This window comes from Rhizobiaceae bacterium, assembly GCA_023953845.1.
Lineage (GTDB): Bacteria > Pseudomonadota > Alphaproteobacteria > Rhizobiales > Rhizobiaceae > Arvimicrobium.
Genome location: JAMLJC010000001.1, coordinates 2,984,831 through 3,002,609 on the forward strand (window position 1 = coordinate 2,984,831; position 17,779 = coordinate 3,002,609).

Sequence of the window (17,779 nt, forward strand, 5' to 3'; positions counted from 1 at the left end):
CAAGATGCCGGCGCCCGGAAGCTCGTCCTGGCGCCGGACGGAGCGCCGTCTACTGACGGGCTTCGGCCAGCCGCTCCGGTCTGATGCGGCGCGGCGCCGAGAAGCGGTCGCCCACCATCACGTCGATGCCGAGATCGAGAAGAGCCATGGCCTCGCGGTCGTCCGCCACCCCGGTTGCGATGATCGGCACGTGATCATTTTCCGGATGGCCCGGGAGCGCGGCGACGTCGTGCGGGCGCGCCGCGCCTGTGCGCAGCAGCCGCTGCGCCGGTATCCGGATATAGCGCAGGGCCGGATGCGCAAGCGGGAATCCTGGCTGGCCTCCCGCCATGTCCGCTGCGAGCCCGAAGCCGCCCGCCGCAAGCCGCGAGAGCGAAGCATAGGCGGCGCATCCGGGATCGAACGATCGCGCATCCGCGCACAGGATGATGACCTTGCCGACCAATGGATATTCCCGCGCCATGGCGAGAATCCGGTCGACCTCGCCGGCGGACTCCAGGAGGGCTCCCGACAGCGCCACATGCAGCGCCTGTCCCGGCATGTTGCCCAGCCTTCTGCGCGCCACGGCCACGGCCGCCGCGACGGTCTGCGCATCGAACGCTGCGGCGTCGAAGCCGACCGGCGGCTCGGCGATGTCGCGCAGATGGACCGGACGCCCGTCGCACTCGACCGATCGGAAGACGTCGAAGCCTAGGGTTGTTCCGTGCGACACCGACATGATCGGCTGCAGGCTGATTTCCGCATCCCCGACGGCCGCCGCCGCAAGCACCGACGCGGGTGTCGCGGCCGGCTCCCTCGACATACGTTCCTGCGCCGGGCTGCGAAGCGGGACGACATTGGTCGCTGCGTCCGTTCCGTCCGCCGGCGGTCCGTCATGGGACGCCGCCGCCGCGACGGCATCGGCCGCGGGCTTCGGGCCGTCCTGCGTGCCTGACGCAGGCGCCTGTTCCGGAAGGAGAGCCGTCGGCCGGCTTCGCAACACCGATTCCACCGAGGCCTCGAGCCTGCGCATGTCGGCGGCGGTCGAGCGGGCGCTGCGCAGGGCGGCGAGCGCCATCAGCGCTGCCGCGGCCGACAGCAGGAGCGCCAGCCCCGAGGCGGACAGCATCGCCCCGTCGACACCCGACATGACGGCAGGGCGGCCGAGCAAGGTCATGGAAATGGCGGCGAGGCCGGCAAGCAACGCTGCCGCGACCAGGCCAGGTAACAGGCGTCCCAACGATGCTCCCCGGATCGCGAACCGGTCTTTCGCAATCCTGCCGATCGTACGTCTACGGAACGGACATAGGGCGACCGACCGCCGCTGTTAAGCGAAAGCTGGTGACAGGGTGAATGCCTTGGGTTAATTCCGGTCGCGGACGCAGCCCGGCTCGCGTCCGCTTTCCGGTCTCACAGGGGAAGGAAGAACATGGCGGGTTCGCCCAAGATGATATCGTCGCTTGCCGAACTCGACGGCCGCTACGCCGCTGTCTTCTGCGACGTTTGGGGAGTCATCCACAATGGCGAGCGCTCCTTCCCGGATGCGGCGGTGGCGCTGACGCGTGCCCGCGAGAACGGCGTCGCCGTGGTGCTCATCACCAATGCGCCGCGCCCGGCCCCGCCGATCGTCAAGCAGATGGGCAGGCTCGGCGTGCCCGAAAGCGCCTGGGACCGCATCGTCACCTCGGGCGACGTGACGCGTGGCCTGGTCCGCAACGGTCCCCGGAAGATCTTCCATCTCGGGCCGGAGCGCGACCTTGTCCTTTATGAAGGTCTTGACGTCGAGGTCGTGGAGGAGTTCGAGGCGTCCGGCGTCGTCTGCACCGGCCTCTACGAGGACACCGTCGAGACGCCCGACGACTATGCCGATCTGCTGCTGCGGCTGCGCGCCCGCGACCTGCCTTTCATCTGCGCCAATCCGGACATCGTGGTCGAGCGCGGCGAGACCATCATCTGGTGCGCCGGGGCGCTGGCGCGCGACTATGCGCAGCTCGGCGGCCGTACCCTGATCGCCGGCAAGCCGCATCGGCCGATCTACGAGGCGGCGCTCGAAGCGGCAGGCGAGGTTCTCGGCCGCGCGGTGTCCCGCGACGAGGTGCTGGCGATCGGCGACGGCGTGCTGACCGACGTGAAGGGCGCCGAAAACAATGGCATCGACGTCCTCTACGTGTCGGGCGGCATTCACGCGCGCGAATATGGAGACGATGCGGACCTGCCGGATTTCGATCGGATGGCGACTTTTCTGGCCAGGCACGGCCATCATCCCGTCGCCATCATCCCGAAACTGCGCTGAGGACCACGGTGGCCGCGTCGACCATATTGCGCGTTTGCGGCGCCGACAGGCTGCCGCCGCAGCTTCGCGGCGGCGTCGTGGCCATCGGCAATTTCGATGGCGTGCATCGCGGCCACCAGGCCGTGCTCGGCAAGGCGCTGGACGAGGCGAAGCGGCTCGGCGTCCCCGCGCTGGTGCTCACCTTCGACCCGCACCCGCGCAGCGTCTTTCGCCCGCAGGACCCGCTTTTCATCATCACGCCGCCGCCGATGCGCGCGCGGCTGCTCGGGGAACTGGGCTTCGACGCCGTCGTCGAGCAGCCGTTCGACCGCGAGTTCGCCGCGCATTCGGCGGATCGCTTCGTCGACGAGATTCTGGTCGCGCATCTGGGCATCGCCGGCGCCGTCACCGGCTTCGACTTCCACTTCGGCAAGGATCGCGCGGGCGGACCGGCCTTTCTGATGGCGGCGGGGGAGACGAGAGGGTTTGACGTCACGCTCGTCGACGCTTTCCGTGACGAAGGCGCGGAAGTCGTCTCGTCGAGCCGCATCCGCGCATTGCTCGAAACGGGCGACGTCAGCGGCGGCGCCGGTCTTCTCGGCTACCGCTACACGGTCGAGGCGGAAGTGGCTTCCGGCCGACAGTTGGGCCGCAAGCTCGGCTATCCCACCGCGAACATGGCGCTGCCGGACGACAACCGGCTGAAGCACGGCATCTATGCTGTCCGGCTCCGGCGCCCGGACGGCTCCCTCCATGACGGCGTCGCGAGCTTCGGCCGCCGGCCCACCGTCGAATCCGACGGCGTGCCTCTGCTGGAGACCTTCGTGTTCGATTTCTCCGGCAGCCTGTACGGCGAGACCTGCGCCGTATCCTTCTTCGGCTATCTGCGGGGCGAGGAGAAGTTCGACGGTCTCGACGCGCTGCTTGCCCAGATGAAGCGGGACGAGGCGGAAGCTCGCGCGCTGCTCGGCGGCGTCACGCCGCTTTCCGCGCTGGACGCGGCCATCGCATTCTGACACTCTCACTGGAGAGGGGTGCTTCAATTTTAAGCGATTCTTCACTGCGTTGTCGGAAAACGATCCGGCCAGCGCAAGTGTCTCGTATGACTGGAGCAGCCACTTCATGATCCGCATTCTCACCGTCGCGAGCCTTGTGCTCCTCAGCGCAGCCGCTCATGCAGCGGACATGCAGGAATCTGCCGGGGAGGGGGGTCTTCTCTCCGGCGGCTGGTCGCTGACGCTGGGTGCTTCCGGCTATTTCGCACCGGAATATGAAGGCGACGACAAGATGGTCTTCATGGCGGTGCCGCTCGTCTCGCTGGGCCGCACGGGCACGATCACGAAATTCTCCTCGCGCAACGACAATATCTCGCTCGGCCTGATCGACAACGGCACCTTCCGCGCCGGCATCGCCGGAAAAATCCTTTTCGGGCGCGACGAGGACGATTCGGATGACCTGATCGGCCTCGACCCGGTGCGCTGGGGCGGCGAACTCGGCCTGTTCGCGGAAGTCTATCCGACCGACTGGCTGCGCCTGCGCGGCGAACTGCGCCATGGCATCCGCACCCACGACGCCTTCGTCGGCGACGTCGCGGCCGACGCCTTCTACGATGTCACGCCGACCATCCGCGTGTCGGGCGGACCCCGCGCCTCCTTCGCCTCGGAGGATTATTTCGACACCTATTACGGCGTGAACGCGGCCGAATCGGTGGCCTCGGGCCTTGGCGCCTTCGATCCGGACGGCGGCGGGCTGAAATCGCTCGGCGTCGGCGGCGCGGTCACCTGGCAGGCGACGGACAAGATCACCACCAGTCTCTTCGGCGAATATGCCCGCCTGCAGGGTGACGCCGCCGGCTCCACGCTGGTCAAGGAGCGCGGCTCCACCGACCAGTTCACCGTCGGCGTCTCGGCGACTTATCGCTTCGATTTCAGCTTTTGACTAAGGGTGAGTCACCGCCATCTCAAGGCCGAGCACCTGCACGAACGGTGTGAAGTCGCGGTCGCTGTGTAACAGTGAATGCCCGTGTTCGATGCAGAACGTCGCGATTACGAGATCGACTGTCTTTCGAATAGATATTCCGCGTGATCTGAGCAGCCGGTAATTTGCCGCAGCTTTCACTGCAAGCACGGGATTCAGCAGTTGAACTTGGAAAAAACGTGCGAAATATCGCCGAAGCTTCTCCGCTTGGCTCTCGTCTCGCGCACCCCGCAACACTTCCAGAAGCACCAGATCCCCGACAATGATGTGTGCGGGTTTGATATGGTGTCTTAGAGCAAGAACCTCGGGTGTCGGCCTGTCCCGCAGATTGTCGATCCAGACAGAACTGTCGACGACAATCATATGAGTTCGGGAGTCCCATCGGTTCGCATCTCATCGAGATCGCCCTCCCATCCGAGACCGATCATGTCGTGAATCGCTTGCCGCCGGAGGCTGTTCTGGACCAACTGGCGCAAAGCCTCCTCGACCGTCGCCTTCTTGGTCTTCAATCCGGTTGCCTTCATCGCTTCCGCGATGAGTTCGTCGTCGAGTTCGATATTGGTGCGCATGATGCGATCGCCTGATGTGTATGGAATGCCATAAATATACACATTGAAGATCGCCGCTTCAATGACGCTTCAGCCGCGCTGGCCTCTTTATTCTCCGCCGTTCCTCCGCTAAAAGCGCCGGCCATGAGACGGCTCGGGTTTTTCGCGTCGGCGATACGAATTATGTGCCCGGTCTTCCGGACGGCCTGAGGGCTGACGGAGGGTCCGGGCTTTGCGCGTTTTCCGCGCCCTTCCACCAGATTGATCCTTGGCGCCCGGAAATGCCTGCCGGGCCACCGTTGATGGCAGACCGATGACCGATACCGCTGAAAAGCTCGATTATTCCAAGACGCTCTATCTGCCGCAGACCGATTTTCCGATGCGCGCCGGCCTGCCCGAGAAGGAGCCGCATATCGTCAAGCGCTGGCAGGAGATGGACCTCTATCGCGCCCTGCGCGAGGACGCCAGGGGCCGGCCGCTCTATGTGCTGCATGACGGCCCGCCCTATGCCAACGGCAACATCCATATCGGGCACGCGCTGAACAAGATCCTCAAGGACATCATCACGCGGTCGTTCCAGATGCGCGGCTACGATTCCAACTACGTGCCGGGCTGGGACTGCCATGGCCTGCCGATCGAGTGGAAGATCGAGGAAGAGAACTACCGCTCCAAGGGCAGGCAGAAGCCGGACCTGTCGGACCCCGCCGCCATGGTCGAGTTCCGGCAGGAATGCCGCCGCTATGCCGAGCACTGGATCAGGGTGCAGGGCGAGGAGTTCCAGCGCCTCGGCGTCGTCGGCGATTTCAAGAACCCCTACACGACGATGAATTTCCACGCCGAGGCCCGCATCGCCGGCGAGCTTCTGAAATTCGCCGCGTCGGGCCAGCTCTATCGCGGCTCCAAGCCGGTGATGTGGAGCGTGGTCGAGCGCACCGCGCTCGCCGAAGCCGAGATCGAGTATCATGATTATGAGAGCGACACGATCTGGGTGAAGTTCCCGGTTGTAGGTTCGATAGAGGACAAAGCTGCAGCGTGGATTTTTGAGAACGAACTCAAACAGAAAAAAGAATCATTCGTTCCAAGGTTTCAAGGCGCTTCCGTCGTCATCTGGACCACCACGCCGTGGACCATCCCCGGCAACCGCGCCGTCGCTTACTCGCCGCGCATCGAATACGGACTTTATGAAGTCACTGAGGTGGAGAACGATTTCGGCCCGTGTCCGGGCGAGAAACTGATCTTCGCGCAACGGCTCGCGCAGGACGCGGCCGACAGGGCGAAGCTCAAGTTGAATCTCATCCGGAGCGTCAGCACGGAAGAGCTTGCTTCGATTCAGCTTTCCCATCCCTTTAAGGGTCTCGACGGCGGTTACGAGTTCACGGTCCCCATGCTCGCAGGTGACCACGTCACCGACGACGCAGGCACGGGCTTCGTGCACACCGCGCCGGGCCACGGCCGGGAAGACTTTGACGCGTGGATGGATGCCGCCAAGGAATTGCGCGAGCGCGGCATCGACCCCGCCATCCCCTTCACCGTGGACGACGCCGGCTACTTCACCAAGGACGCGCCGGGCTTCGGCCCCGACCGTGAGGGCGGGCCGGCGCGCGTCATCGACGACAACGGCAAGAAGGGCGATGCCAACAAGGCGGTGATCGACGAATTGATCTCCCGCAACATGCTCTTCGCGCGCGGCCGGCTGAAACACCAGTATCCGCATAGCTGGCGGTCGAAGAAGCCGATCATCTTCCGCAACACGCCGCAATGGTTCGTCTATATGGACAAGGAACTGGGCGGGTATGGCCTTCCGGCGGGGGCGTCTGCGAAGCAGGCTGCCGTGAGCGATAAAAAAGGCGACACGCTCCGCACCCGTGCGCTCGCGGCCATTGATGCCACGCGCTTCGTGCCGGCGGCCGGCCAGACCCGACTGCGCGCCATGATCGAGGACCGTCCCGACTGGGTGCTGTCGCGCCAGCGCGCATGGGGCGTGCCGATCTGCGTCTTCGCCGACGAGGATGGCAATGTGCTCGATGATCCCGAAGTGAACGCCCGCATCCTCGACGCCTTCGAGAAGGAGGGCGCCGACGCCTGGTTCGCGGAAGGCGCCCGCGAGCGCTTCCTCGGCTCGCGCGCCAACGAGCCGTGGCAGATGGTCAAGGACATCCTCGACGTCTGGTTCGATTCCGGCTCGACCCACACGTTTACGCTGGAGGATCGCCCGGACCTGAAATGGCCGGCCGACGTCTATCTCGAAGGCTCCGACCAGCATCGCGGCTGGTTCCACTCCTCGCTGCTCGAAAGCTGCGGCACGCGCGGCCGCGCGCCTTATGACACGGTCGTCACCCATGGCTTCACCATGGACGAGGAAGGCCGCAAGATGTCGAAGTCGCTCGGCAACACGGTCGTCCCGCAGGACGTCATCAAGCAGTCGGGCGCCGACATTTTGCGCCTGTGGGTCGCGACGACCGACTATTGGGAAGACCAGCGGCTCGGCAAGAACATCCTGCAGACCAACATCGACGCCTACCGCAAGCTGCGCAACACGCTGCGCTGGATGCTGGGCACGCTCGCCCATGACGACGGCGCGAACGTGACGCAGGAGGACATGCCGGAACTGGAGCGGCTGATGCTCCATCGTCTGTCGGAGCTCGATGACGTCGTGCGCGCCGGCTACGACGCCTTCGACTTCAAGCGCGTCGCCAAGGCGCTGCTCGATTTCATGGTGGTCGACCTCTCCGCCTTCTATTTCGACGTGCGCAAGGACGTGCTCTACTGCGACGCCCCGTCGAGCGTGCGCCGCAAGGCGGCGATGCAGGTCGTGCGCCATCTCTTCGAGAACCTGACCGTGTGGCTGGCGCCCCTGCTGCCCTTCACGACGGAAGAGGCGTGGCTTGACCGCCATCCGTCCGCGCGTTCGGTGCATTTCGAGCAGTTCCGCAGGATTCCGGCCGCATGGCGCGACGAGGCGCTGGCGGAAAAGTGGCGCAAGGTGCGGCAGGTCCGTCGCGTCGTCACCGGCGCGCTGGAGATCGAGCGGGCGAAGAAGACCATCGGTTCCTCGCTGGAGGCTGTGCCGGTCGTCTACATCGCCGATCAGTCGCTGCATGAGGCGGTGCTGGGCGTCGACCTCGCCGAGGTCGCCATCACCAGCGACCTGAAGCTCGCCTCGGGAGCCGCGCCGGCCGACGCCTTCACCCTGGACGAGGTTCCCGGTGTCGCTGTCGTCATCGGCAAGGCCGAGGATCGCGGCCTGAGGAAGTGCGCGCGTTCCTGGCGTTATACGGACGATGTCGGGTCCGATCCGGAATTCCCCGACGTGTCCCGGCGCGATGCCGAGACCTTGCGGGAGTTGCAGGCGCTCGGCCGGCTCTGAGCGGCTGTTGCGGAAAGGGCGCGGCGGCTTGCTCACGACATTGTATGAGGCCGCCCGCGTTGCCCTTAATCGGCGGTTAAGCTAAACACCGGATCATCCGCGCGCCATGTTGTCGCCGGATTCCAATCGGATGACCGACATGAGCCGGATTCTGGCTCCGGGGAAACGAGAGGCATTGGCTGTGAAATTGATTGGCATGAACGGCGGCATCGGACTGCGGCTTGCCCTTGGCGCACCGCTGGTCGCGTCGACCTTCCTGCTCGCGGGCTGTATGTCGGACCCCACCTACGGCACCGGCAAGGGCCAGAGCGTGCAGCTTGCCGAGGATCTGTCGGGCATGTTGTCGCTGGCGCCGAAGCAGCGCGAGGCGATCGCCTACGAGCCGCGTCCTGACCTCGTGCGTCCTGCGCCGGGCGCCGACAAGAATCTGCCCGCTCCGCAGCAGAAGCTCGCGACGGCGGAAAACCCCGACTGGGTTGAAAGCCCGGAGGCGCGGCGCGCGCGGCTGAAAAAGGAGATCACGGAGAACCGGGATAATCCGGATTACGATTCTCCGATCGCGGGAGCCGTCGCGACCGTCGAGACCGGACGCCGCCAGGCGAGCGCGGATGTGGGTTCGCCCCGCGCCCACGATGCGGGCCGCCGCTATGGCGACCAGATGAACAACGCCGCGACGCGCGAGGCCTTCAAGAAGAGGCTCGCCGAGCAAAAGCAGGGCAGCCCGACCTCACGCAAATATCTGAGCGAGCCGCCGCTCGACTATCGCGAACCCTCCGCGACGGCGTCGCAGGACGATGTGGGCGAGGATGAGCTGGTGAAGGAGCGTCGCCGCAAGGCCGAGGCCAGGAAGGCCTCCGGCGGTGGCCGCAGCTGGCGGGATCTCGTTCCCGGTCTCTGATCTGCCTTCTCAGCGTCGTAGTCTGAAGAAGTCTTTGAGCAGTTCCGCGGCGCGCGTTTCGCCAATTCCGGGATAGATTTCCGGCGCGTGGTGGCATGTCGGCGCGGCAAAGAAGCGCACGCCGCTCACCACCGCGCCGCCTTTCTCGTCGGCGGCCCCGAAATAAAGCCTTCGGATGCGGGCGAAGGAGATCGCCGCCGCGCACATGGTGCAGGGTTCAAGCGTGACGTAGAGGTCGGCGTCGGTCAGCCGTTCGGCGGAAAGCCGGTTCGCCGCCTCCCGGATCACCAGCATTTCGGCATGGGCGGTTGGGTCGTTCAGCTCGCGGGTGCGGTTGCCGGCGGCTGCGACCACGTCGCCGCCGAGCGCCAGCACGGCGCCGATCGGCACTTCTCCGCGCAGGGCGGCGGCTTCGGCCTCGGCCAGCGCGAGACCCATGAAATCGGGGCGTTTCATCCAACCCTCAAAGGAACCTGCGCGCGCCTCATATTGTTCTCGCAAGCATCGGGCGCGCCTGATATTGAGCCGCCTCATTCCTACCCGCCAGATTGGGCAAAGGCCACATGGACGACGACAGCAGAAAATCGGACAAGCCGAAAGGGCCGCGCGGTCCCCGCCCTGACGGCGGGCGCGGCGGACGTCCGGCCGGCAAAGGCTTTGGCGGAGGCAAGCCGGGCGGCCGATCCTTCGGCGGCAAGCCCGGCGGAAAGTCTTTTGGCGCGAAACCGGGCGGCAAATCGTCTGGCGGCGCCCGTTTCGCCAAGGATGGCGCAGCCCCGCGCAGCCGCGACTTCGCGCGCGGCGATCGCCCCGAGGGCGAGCGGGCAGAGCGTCCGTTCCGCAAGGGCCTGCGTCCGGAGCGCGACGACGGCGACCGGCCGCGTTTCGAGGGAAAGCCGCGCTTTGAAGGCGGCAAGCGTCCCTTCGCGAAAGACCGGGCCGGTGACGGCGAGAAACGCTCCTTCCGCCCGCGTCGCGAGGAGTCTTCCGGGGATGCGCCGCGCCGCCGCGAGTTTTCGCCGCGTCGCGAGGGCGAGGAAAGCCCGCAGCAGGACCGTCCATTCCGCAAGCCCCGCGAGTTTTCCGCGCGCAACGCTCCGTCGGAAGGATTTCGCGAGCGCCCGCCGCGCCGTGAGTCCGGCGAAGGTGGTGAAAGCCGCTCCTTCGACAAGCCGCGCAACCAGCGGCCGGGCCGCTTCGAGCGCGAGCAGACGCGCGGCGAGGGTGGCGACAGGCCGCGTTCCTTCGGCATGAAGCGCCATGCCGGCCCCCGCGAGGAAGGTGCCGAGCGTCCGCGCTCCTACGGCCAGAAATCGCATGGCGATAAATCGTTCGGCGACCGCCCGCGCGGCGATCGATCGGTGTCGCGTCGCGCCGAAGCGGTCGAGGAAAGCGGCGAGCGCATCGCCAAGCGCCTGGCCCGCGCCGGCATCGCCTCGCGCCGCGAGGCCGAGGATCTGGTTGCCGCCGGCCGCGTGCGGGTCAATGGACAGGTGCTGACCTCGCCGGCCTTCAATGTCGAGGCGGGCGACCGCATCGAACTCGACGGCAACGAGATTCCGGCGATCGAGCGCACGCGGCTCTTCCTGTTCCACAAGCCGGCCGGCGTCGTCACCACCAATCGCGACCCCGAGGGCCGCAAGACCGTCTTCGACGTCCTGCCGCAGAACCTGCCGCGTCTGATGACGGTCGGCCGGCTGGATATCAACACCGAGGGCCTTCTGCTCCTGACCAACGATGGCGGGCTGGCGCGCGTGCTGGAGCTGCCGGCCACCGGCTGGCTGCGCCGCTATCGTGTCCGGGTGCATGGCGAGGTGGACGAATCCGCGCTTGCCGGCCTCAGGGACGGCATCGCCGTGGACGGCGTCTTCTACGGCGCCATCGAAGCGTCGCTGGAGCGCATTCAGGGCACCAATGCCTGGCTCACCATCGGCCTGCGCGAAGGCAAAAACCGCGAGGTCAAGAACATTCTGGGCGCGCTCGGGCTCGAGGTCACGCGCCTCATCCGCGTTTCCTTCGGCCCGTTCCAGCTCGGGGAGCTGCCGGAAGGCGAGGTGCAGGAGCTGAAGGGCAGGACGCTGCGGGACCAGCTCGGCGAGCGCCTGATCGCCGAGGCGGGCGCCAATTTCGAGGCGCCGGTCACAAAACCTTTCTCGAACCGCGCCGAGCAGGTCCGCGCACCGGAGGAGCGCACCGTGCGCGGTCCGGCGCGCGTCGCCATCGAGCCCGGCGAGGGTGGCCTGATCAAGAGCCGCAAGCGCCGCCGCGAGGAGGCGCGCGACGACGCGCTCGGCCGGCTTTCCACCCGCCCCGAACGCTTCGGCGACAGGGGCGACCGGCCTGCCTTCCGCGACAAGCCATTCGGGAAGCCCGGCTTCGGCAAGGGCGGCGAGCGTGGCGAGGGACGCGAGAAGCGCGCGCCGGAACCGCCGAAATCGCGCAAGTCGAATGTCTGGATGGCGCCCGGCGCCCGGCCGCAGGGCAAGAGCGAGACGAAGCGCACGCCGTCGAAAGGCGGGAAGGGCTCCGGCCCACGTTCCTCGTCTCCCCGTCGTCCGCGCAAGGACTGATCAATGCGCATCGTGGGAGGCGAGTTCGGCGGCCGTCCCCTGGCGACGCCGCGCGACAATCGTATCCGGCCGACCAGCGACCGCACGCGCGAGGCCGTGTTCAACGTGCTCGCCCACGGCTTCGACGGTCTGCCGGAGGGTGTTCGCGTCCTCGACCTTTTCGCCGGCACCGGCGCGCTCGGCATCGAGGCCGTTTCGCGCGGCGCGGCGCACTGCCTGTTCATCGAGGAATCGGCGGAGGGACGAGGCCTGATCCGCGACAATATCGAGGCGTTCGGCCTTCAGGGCCGCACGAAGATTTTCCGGCGCGACGCCACCCGGCTCGGCGACGCCGGGACGATCCAGCCCTTCGACCTGCTTTTCGCCGACCCGCCCTATGGCAAGGAACTGGGCGAACGCGCCCTGAAGTCCGCGCGCGAAGGCGGCTGGCTGAAGCCCGGCGCGCTTTGCGTGGTCGAGGAAGCAGCATCCGCGCCGTTCGATCCGGGTGCGGGCTTCCGGCTTGAGGACCAGCGCGCTTACGGCGACACCGTCATCCGCTTCCTGCGTCTTGCCTGAATTCAGAAGGGCTTGAATTCAGCCGTTCTTGAACGCGACAGACGGCCTTCCTAGCTGCTACACGTCGCGGAAGCAGCTGTGAGCGAGCCCTTGAAGTCGTCCGTTTCTCCGATGCCCGACCCCGCCGGGCCGAGCTTCGCCCTTGCCCTTGGCGGCGGCGGGGCGCGTGGTCTGGCGCATATCCATGTCATCGAGACGCTGGACGAGCTTGGCATCCGCCCCGTCGCCATCGCCGGCTCGTCGATCGGCGCCATCATGGGCGCGGGCATGGCCGCCGGCATGACGGGTGCGGATATCCATGCCTTCGCGCGATCCGTTCTGGGCCGTCCGAGCAGCGTGGCGAACCGCATGTGGCAGGCGCGCCCCGGCAGCGTCCGCGAGGCGCTGGGCATGGGGGTCCGCTTCGGCCAGTTCGACATCGAATGGATCGTCAAGGCCTTCCTGCCCGAACAGGTGCCGGACAGTTTCGAGGCGCTCGGCATCCCTTTGCGCTGCACCGCCACGGACTACTACGCGCACAGTCTTGCCGTTTTCGAGGCGGGCGACCTGAACAGCGCGCTTGCCGCCTCCGCCGCCATTCCCGGCGTCTTCCGCCCGGTCATGCGCGACGGCCGGCTTTATGTCGACGGCGGCTTCTACGATCCGGTGCCGTTCGATCTCCTGAAGGGCCTGGCGGATATCGTGATCGCCGTCGATGTCGTCGGCACGCCGACCGAGAACGGCAGGCCGCCCTCCACGCTGGACCTCATGTATGGCGCGAGCCAGCTGATGATGCAGTCGATCATAGCCGCCCAGTTGAAGCATCACGGACCTCCGGACATCTATCTGAAACCGGCGGTGTCGCGCTTCCGCGTTCTCGACTTTCTCAAGATCGACCAGATCATGCGTGAGACGGCCCATATCAAGGACGACCTGAAGCGCGGCATCGAGCGGGCGGTGGTCCGCCTTGAAAGCGGCGGCGGTCCGTCCGCGGGATCGTGATGACGCGGGCCATTGCACAGCTCCGGTCGGGACAATAGATGGATGGCGCGGCCCGTGAACGCTTCGAAGCCGCGTCCCTGCAAGTTTCCCGGACCCTGTGAATGACCGATAGCCTCGACTCCACCCGATTGACCGACCGCGTCGCAGCGCTTGTCGAAGCCGCGCGGAAGGCCGGCGCCGATGCCGCCGACGCCGTCGCCGTGCGCGGTCGCTCCTCGTCGGTGACGGTGCGGCAGGGCAAGGTCGAGAAGACGGAAGCCTCCGAAAGCGACGACATGTCGCTCCGCGTCTTCGTCGGCAAGCGCGTGGCGAGCGTTTCCGCGACGGCGGCGTCCGATCCGAAGGTGCTGGCCGAGCGCGCCGTGGCGATGGCGAAGGTCGCGCCGGAAGATCCCTATCAGGGCCTCGCCGATCCCGCGCTTCTGGTGAAAGAGCCGAAGGACCTCGACCTCTTCGACCCGGCCGAGATCGGCGCGGAGCGGATGAAGGCCGATGCGCTGGCCATGGAGGAGGCCGCGCTCGCGGTGCCCGGCGTGACCAATTCCAGCGGATCGAGCGCCAGCGCGGGTTTCGGCGGTCTGGTTCTGGCGACCTCCACCGGTTTCGTCGCCCAATATGTCGCCTCGCGCTTCTCCCGTTCGGTGAGCGTCATTGCCGGCGAGGGCACCGGCATGGAGCGCGACTATGAATATTCCTCGCGCCTGCATTTCGCCGACCTCGACGCGCCTGCCGGGATCGGCCGCAAGGCGGGCGAGCGCGCGGTGAAGCGTCTCAACGCCCGCAGGGCCGAGACCGGACCGGTCACGGTGATCTTCGACCCGCGCGTGGCGCGCGGGATCGCCGGGCATCTTGCCGGCGCCATCAACGGCGCATCCGTCGCGCGCAAGACCAGCTTCCTGCGCGACATGATGGGAAAAAAGGTCGCTTCCGCCGCCATCACCGCCACCGACGAGCCGCTGAAGCTGCGCGGTCAGTCCTCGCGGCCGTTCGACGGCGAAGGTGTCGAGGGGCAGAAGCTGGAAATGGTGTCCGGCGGCGTGCTCAACCACTGGTTCCTGTCGACCTCGGCGGCGCTTGAGCTCGGCCTGACGACCAATGGCCGCGGCGTGCGCGCTGCCTCTTCCGTGTCGCCGTCCTCCACCAACTTCGCCATCGAGCCGGGGGATACGAGCCCGGAAGACCTCATCCGATCGCTGAAATCCGGCTTCTATGTCACCGAAGTCTTCGGCCAGGGCGTCAATATGGTGACGGGCGAATACAGCCGCGGCGCCTCGGGCTTCTGGATCGAGAATGGCGAGCTCGCCTGGCCGGTCTCGGAAGTGACCATCGCCTCGAATCTCAAGGACATGTTCCTCAATCTGGTGCCGGCGAGCGATCTCGACCGCAATTACGGCACCGCCGCCCCCACGCTGCTGGTCGAAGGGATGACCCTTGCCGGACGCTGACCCCGCGCTGACCGACGACCTCGTCCTGCTGAAGGACGTCGCGCGCGAGGCGGGCGGCATCGCCATGCGCTATTTCGGGCGCAGCCCCGAAGTGTGGATGAAGGGCGGCCATTCGCCGGTGAGCGAGGCCGACTATGCCGTCGACCGCTTTTTGCGCGAAACCTTGCTGGCCGCGCGCCCCGATTACGGCTGGCTTTCCGAAGAGACCGCCGCCGACGAGAGCCGGCTGTCGGCGCGCCGCACCTTCGTCGTCGACCCGATTGACGGCACCCGCGCCTTTCTCGACGGCCGCTCGACATGGTGCGTCAGCGTGGCCGTGGTGGAGGATGGCGTCCCGGTCTGCGGCGTGCTGGATTGCCCGGCGAAGCAATCGATTTTCTGGGCGGGGCAGGGCGGCGGCGCCTGGCAGGACGGCCGCGCGATCCATGTGCGGACGCCGCCCGGCCGGCCCGTTGTCGGCGGGCCGAAATCGCTGATCGGCGCCCTGCCGCAGCAGTTGCGCGCCCGCCTGCCGGACGTGCCTTACATTCCTTCGCTCGCCTACCGCATCGCCATCGTCGCCAATGGCGAGTTCGACGCGACCTTCGTGAAGCCAAATTCGCATGATTGGGATCTGGCGGCTGCGGACCTGATTCTGCGCGAGGCCGGCGGCGGCATCCGCAATCATCTGGGCGGGCCGCCGCGCTATGCCGGACGCGAGACGCGGCACGGCGCGCTGGTGGCGGGCAGCGGCGCGCTTCTGGATGAGATTGCCGGCGTCATCCTCGAATTCGAGGCTTGACGAACGATTATCCGGGTTCCAAACCGCGTTGGGACATCCGGGTACTGACAAACAGATCGGGGCGATGATGGCCGAGGAAGATTCGAAGAAGCAGCTTTTGCATCTGGTGTTCGGCGGCGAGCTGAAGTCGGTGAACGGCACCGAGTTCCGTGATCTCAACGCGCTCGATATCGTCGGCATTTATCCCAGCTATGCGGCTGCGCAGACGGCGTGGAAGGCGAAGGCGCAGCAGACGGTCGACAATGCGCATATGCGCTATTTCGTCGTCCACCTCCATCGGCTGCTCGACCCGGAAGCGGCCGGCAGCAAAGGCTGAGCCTTGGACGACACCACCGCACAAGCGCCTGCCGGGCCTGGCGGCCGCAAGCCGTCATTCTGGCGTTCGATCCGGCAGCCGATCAAGGATTCGAGGTTCTTCAAGAATTTCGTCGCCTCGGTCGCGGCCAACTATATCCGGCTGGTGCGGCTGACAAATCCGATGGCGAAGGGCTCGGACGACCCGACCGAAGGTTTTGTGCGCAATGCCAATTCCATCTTCGGCATCTGGCACGGCCAGCACATCTTCCTGCCGGGCTATCATCCGCGCCACGACCCGATGGCGACGATGATCTCGCGCAGCGCCGACGCCGAGATCAACGCGTTGTGCACGGAGAAGCTCGGCCTCAAGGTGTTCCGCGGCTCGGGCGGCCGCGAGCGCGAGCGGGCGATCGAGAAGGGCGGCGTGCGCGGCCTGATCTCCATGAAGAAGGCGCTCGACGCCGGCATGTCGGTCGGCACCGTCGCGGACATACCGAGCGGCACGCCGCGCCAGGCCGGCATGGGCATCATCACGCTGGCAAAGCTCTCCGGCCGCCCGATCGTGCCGATCGCGCTCAACACCAGCCGCCGCAAGGTGCTTGAGAAGACCTGGGACAAGACCACGATCAACCTGCCTTTCGGCCGCAGCGCCATTTTCTTCGGCGAGCCGATCCATGTCGCGCGCGATGCCGACGATGCCGAGATGGAGCGCAAGCGCCGCCAACTGACCGACGCCCTGAACGCGGTCGCCGCGCGCGCCATCAAAGTCGCCGACGGGGCCGCATGAGCGAGCGCTGGGCACGCCGCATGCTCGGCGCCTACAGCCTCGCCGGCTCGGCGGCCTACCCGCTTGTCGGCGCTTATGTGACGTGGCGCGCCACCCGTGGCAAGGAAGATCCGAAACGCCGCAGCGAGCGCTATGGCTACGCCAGCCGCCACCGCCCGCCGGGACCGCTGATCTGGTTCCATGCCGCGAGCGTCGGCGAGACGCTGGCCGTCATTCCGCTGGTCGAGAGCATCGTCGCCTATGGCGTCAACATCGTGCTGACCACCGGCACGGTCACCTCCGCCCGTCTCGTCGAGGAGCGCCTCGGCAATCGCGTCATCCATCAATACGTGCCGCTCGATCTTCGGCCTGCCGTCCGCCGTTTCCTCGATTTCTGGCGGCCGGATCTCGTCATCATCGCCGAGTCGGAGATCTGGCCGATGACGATCCTGGAACTCGGCGCCCGGCGCGTGCCGCAGATCCTCGTCAACGGCCGCCTGTCGGATCGCTCCTTCGCGGCGTGGCAGAAGCGCCATCACATCGCCGAGGCGCTGTTCGAGAATCTCGCCCATGTGGTGGCGCAATCTGACGTGGACGGCGAACGCTTCCGCGCCCTCGGCGCCCGGCCGGTCACCGTGTCGGGCAATCTCAAGGTCGATACGCCGCCGCCGCCGGTGGACGACAAGGCGCTGGCGCAGCTTCAGCGCCAGATCGGCAAGCGCAAGACATGGGCCGCCGTCTCCACCCATGACGGCGAGGAAGCGGTCGCGGCCGAGGTTCACACCATGCTGCGCGGCCGCCATCGCGGCCTCCTGACCATCATCGTCCCGCGCCATCCGGACCGCGCGCAGGCCCTTGCGGAGGAATTCCGCGCGCAGGGCCTCGTCGTGGCGCGGCGCAGCCTCGGCGAGAAGATCACGCCCGAGACGGACATCCTGCTCGGCGACACGATCGGCGAGATGGGGCTTTATCTGCGCCTCACCGAGATCGCCTTCGTCGGCCGCTCCCTGACCTCCGAGGGTGGGCAGAATCCGCTGGAGCCGGCCATGCTGGAAACCGCCGTGCTTGCTGGCCGCAACGTGCAGAATTTCCGGGAATCCTACCAGCGGCTGATCGAGAGCGGCGGCGCCAAATTCGTGCGCGACCGCGACATGCTCGCCGGCGCCGTCAACTTCCTGCTCAACAACGAGGTTGCGCGGCAGGAAATGATCTCGGCCGGCGCGCAGACCGTCGAGGAGATGCGCGGCGCGCTCAACCGCACGCTGAAGGCGATCGATCCGTTCATTCAGCCGCTCAAGGTGCAGGCGCGGCTGGGAGAGGGGATCGAGGGCGGCCGGTAG

Annotated in this window: 17 protein-coding genes; 13 read left to right on the plus strand and 4 right to left on the minus strand. The window is 66.8% G+C overall.

From position 1 onward, the window contains the following. Positions 1-49: 49 nt before the first annotated feature. Positions 50-1,219, minus strand: coding sequence for an EAL domain-containing protein (locus tag M9955_14520; protein MCO5082853.1), 1,170 nt, complete (start codon positions 1,217-1,219; stop codon positions 50-52). 189 nt (positions 1,220-1,408) lie between these two features. Here M9955_14520 and M9955_14525 point away from each other — a divergent pair, with 189 nt between their 5' ends. The 3 genes from M9955_14525 (at position 1,409) to M9955_14535 (ending at position 4,189) form a co-directional block, all read left to right on the plus strand. Next, the gene (locus M9955_14525; GenBank protein MCO5082854.1) at positions 1,409-2,272 is read left to right on the plus strand and encodes a TIGR01459 family HAD-type hydrolase; all 864 of its coding nucleotides are present in this window, start codon (positions 1,409-1,411) and stop codon (positions 2,270-2,272) included. 8 nt (positions 2,273-2,280) lie between these two features. After that, positions 2,281-3,267 carry a bifunctional riboflavin kinase/FAD synthetase gene (locus tag M9955_14530; GenBank protein ID MCO5082855.1) on the plus strand — a complete coding sequence of 329 codons (987 nt, stop codon included), beginning with the start codon at positions 2,281-2,283 and terminating at the stop codon, positions 3,265-3,267. Between the two features lie 106 nt (positions 3,268-3,373). Beyond that, on the plus strand, positions 3,374-4,189 hold the full coding sequence (locus tag M9955_14535; GenBank protein MCO5082856.1) for a MipA/OmpV family protein: 816 nt from the start codon (positions 3,374-3,376) through the stop codon (positions 4,187-4,189). Here M9955_14535 and M9955_14540 read toward each other — a convergent pair whose 3' ends face one another. Both M9955_14540 and M9955_14545 read right to left on the minus strand, forming a co-directional pair. Beyond that, positions 4,190-4,591: a PIN domain nuclease gene (locus tag M9955_14540; GenBank protein MCO5082857.1), complete on the minus strand. Its 402-nt coding sequence runs from the start codon at positions 4,589-4,591 to the stop codon at positions 4,190-4,192. Then, positions 4,588-4,797, minus strand: a complete 210-nt coding sequence (locus M9955_14545) for a type II toxin-antitoxin system VapB family antitoxin (protein MCO5082858.1) — start codon at positions 4,795-4,797, stop codon at positions 4,588-4,590. The genes M9955_14540 and M9955_14545 overlap by 4 nt, the downstream gene beginning before the upstream one ends. A 292-nt stretch (positions 4,798-5,089) precedes the next feature. Here M9955_14545 and ileS point away from each other — a divergent pair, with 292 nt between their 5' ends. Both ileS and M9955_14555 read left to right on the plus strand, forming a co-directional pair. Then, entirely contained in the window at positions 5,090-8,143 is a 3,054-nt protein-coding gene (gene ileS / locus M9955_14550) for an isoleucine--tRNA ligase (GenBank protein ID MCO5082859.1), read from the plus strand. Between the two features lie 139 nt (positions 8,144-8,282). Continuing rightward, positions 8,283-9,041, plus strand: coding sequence for a hypothetical protein (locus M9955_14555; protein MCO5082860.1), 759 nt, complete (start codon positions 8,283-8,285; stop codon positions 9,039-9,041). A 9-nt stretch (positions 9,042-9,050) separates the two neighbouring features. Here the strand turns inward: M9955_14555 and M9955_14560 are convergent, their stop codons facing one another. Next, positions 9,051-9,497: a nucleoside deaminase gene (locus M9955_14560; GenBank protein ID MCO5082861.1), complete on the minus strand. Its 447-nt coding sequence runs from the start codon at positions 9,495-9,497 to the stop codon at positions 9,051-9,053. 107 nt (positions 9,498-9,604) lie between these two features. Here M9955_14560 and M9955_14565 point away from each other — a divergent pair, with 107 nt between their 5' ends. The 8 genes from M9955_14565 (at position 9,605) to waaA (ending at position 17,779) form a co-directional block, all read left to right on the plus strand. Next, positions 9,605-11,611, plus strand: a complete 2,007-nt coding sequence (locus M9955_14565) for a pseudouridine synthase (protein ID MCO5082862.1) — start codon at positions 9,605-9,607, stop codon at positions 11,609-11,611. A gap of 3 nt (positions 11,612-11,614) precedes the next feature. Continuing rightward, positions 11,615-12,169, plus strand: coding sequence for a 16S rRNA (guanine(966)-N(2))-methyltransferase RsmD (gene rsmD / locus M9955_14570; protein MCO5082863.1), 555 nt, complete (start codon positions 11,615-11,617; stop codon positions 12,167-12,169). Between the two features lie 111 nt (positions 12,170-12,280). Continuing rightward, positions 12,281-13,150 carry a patatin-like phospholipase family protein gene (locus M9955_14575; GenBank protein ID MCO5082864.1) on the plus strand — a complete coding sequence of 290 codons (870 nt, stop codon included), beginning with the start codon at positions 12,281-12,283 and terminating at the stop codon, positions 13,148-13,150. A gap of 101 nt (positions 13,151-13,251) precedes the next feature. Continuing rightward, on the plus strand, positions 13,252-14,595 hold the full coding sequence (locus M9955_14580; GenBank protein ID MCO5082865.1) for a TldD/PmbA family protein: 1,344 nt from the start codon (positions 13,252-13,254) through the stop codon (positions 14,593-14,595). Beyond that, positions 14,582-15,376 (plus strand): 3'(2'),5'-bisphosphate nucleotidase CysQ, encoded by a 795-nt coding sequence (locus M9955_14585; protein ID MCO5082866.1) that lies wholly within the window; start codon positions 14,582-14,584, stop codon positions 15,374-15,376. Before M9955_14580 ends, M9955_14585 begins: the two co-directional genes overlap by 14 nt. A 67-nt stretch (positions 15,377-15,443) precedes the next feature. After that, positions 15,444-15,692: a DUF4170 domain-containing protein gene (locus M9955_14590; GenBank protein MCO5082867.1), complete on the plus strand. Its 249-nt coding sequence runs from the start codon at positions 15,444-15,446 to the stop codon at positions 15,690-15,692. A gap of 3 nt (positions 15,693-15,695) precedes the next feature. Continuing rightward, the gene (locus M9955_14595) at positions 15,696-16,460 is read left to right on the plus strand and encodes a lysophospholipid acyltransferase family protein (protein MCO5082868.1); all 765 of its coding nucleotides are present in this window, start codon (positions 15,696-15,698) and stop codon (positions 16,458-16,460) included. Continuing rightward, positions 16,457-17,779, plus strand: a complete 1,323-nt coding sequence (gene waaA, locus M9955_14600) for a lipid IV(A) 3-deoxy-D-manno-octulosonic acid transferase (GenBank protein MCO5082869.1) — start codon at positions 16,457-16,459, stop codon at positions 17,777-17,779. The genes M9955_14595 and waaA overlap by 4 nt, the downstream gene beginning before the upstream one ends.